The sequence below is a fragment of the Ruoffia halotolerans genome (assembly GCF_014049385.1).
Taxonomy (GTDB): domain Bacteria; phylum Bacillota; class Bacilli; order Lactobacillales; family Aerococcaceae; genus Ruoffia; species Ruoffia halotolerans.
On sequence record NZ_JACAOA010000068.1, the window covers coordinates 1 to 1,365 of the forward strand.

The window sequence follows — 1,365 nt, forward strand, 5'->3', positions numbered from 1 at the left end:
AGCTAAAAAATACGGTGTGGCACGTAATACAATTCAAAATTGGTGTTATCAATATCAAATGTATGGTGAGGCTGGGATTGAAAATAGCTTGTCTAAAACGAAATATAGTGGCGAATTCAAGTTATCTGTTTTAAACTATAGACACATACATCAGGTGTCTTATAGGGAAGCGGCTGAACACTTTAATATCAAACAAGGCTCCACGATTGCCAACTGGCAGAGAGCGTATGATAGTCAAGGGTTTGAAGGCTTAAATGGGGCACCGGGACGTCCAAAAAACAAAGGAGACCGTGCAATGACTCATCAAGATAAGCAACCTCGAAACCTATCACAATCTGAACTAGAAGAACTTATTGAATTAAGAGAAAAAACTATGTATTTAGAAGCGGAAAACGCGTATCTAAAAAAGTTGAAGGCCTTGATCCAGAAACAATCAAACACAAAGAAAAAACAAAAATAATTCTGGAGTTAAGGCGTGAATTCCCAGTGATTAAGCTTAAGACTTGGCTTGAGTTGGTAGCCATTCCTAAGAGTTCATTCTATGAATGGAAGGCGAAATTAAATCAACCCGAGGAGGATACGGAAGAGAATACACTCATCGAAGTAATTAAAGCAATCATTGAAGCGTCAAGTCAAAGTTATGGGTATCGCAGGGTCACCTTAGCTCTAAATCAGCGAGGACGTAAAATTAATCATAAGCGTGTCTTAAGAATTATGCGAGAAAATCAGCTCTTGTGTGTGAAATTCCGCCGTAAAAGTCGTCGATATAGTTCATTCAAAGGAGAAGTTGGAACCATCGCTGATAATCATCTGGATCGCCAATTTGTTACGGAAGAACCGAATCAAGTTTGGTTGAGTGATGTGACCGAATTTAAAGTAGCCCATTCAGAAAGTAAATTGTATTTATCGCCGATCATGGATCTCTATAATAGTGAAATTATCGCGTATAGTCTCAGTCAATCTCCGACAGTTAAATTTACCAATCAATCGCTTGAAGATGCATTAACAAAGTTACCTGAGCAACACGACTTAATGGTACACACCGACCAAGGATTTCATTATCAACACTGGTCATGGGTCAAGCTACTTGAAGAAAACAATATTTGTCAGAGTATGTCCCGACGAGGGAACTGTCTAGATAATGCACCGATGGAAAACTTTTTTGGTTTATTGAAGCAAGAAATGTACTACGGTGAAACTTTCGATAGTATCGAAGAGTTAGAAGCACGAATCAGATCATATATTTACTGGTACAATCACGAACGAATTAAAACAAAACTAAACGGCCTGTCGCCTATTCAATATAGGTTACAAGCCGCTTAGTAAAAATATTCAATTAAAGTCCGTTTTTAAGGGTTCACTACA

Annotated in this window: 2 protein-coding genes; both read left to right on the top strand. The window is 38.1% G+C overall.

All coding sequences use genetic code 11. From position 1 onward, the window contains the following. Positions 1-460: helix-turn-helix domain-containing protein (locus HW423_RS10935; RefSeq protein ID WP_218931898.1), on the top strand; the 460-nt coding region annotated here is incomplete at its 5' end. Continuing rightward, positions 457-1,323: an IS3 family transposase gene (locus HW423_RS10940; RefSeq protein WP_328803193.1), complete on the top strand. Its 867-nt coding sequence runs from the start codon at positions 457-459 to the stop codon at positions 1,321-1,323. The genes HW423_RS10935 and HW423_RS10940, both read left to right, overlap by 4 nt. The last annotated feature ends 42 nt before the right edge of the window (positions 1,324-1,365 follow it).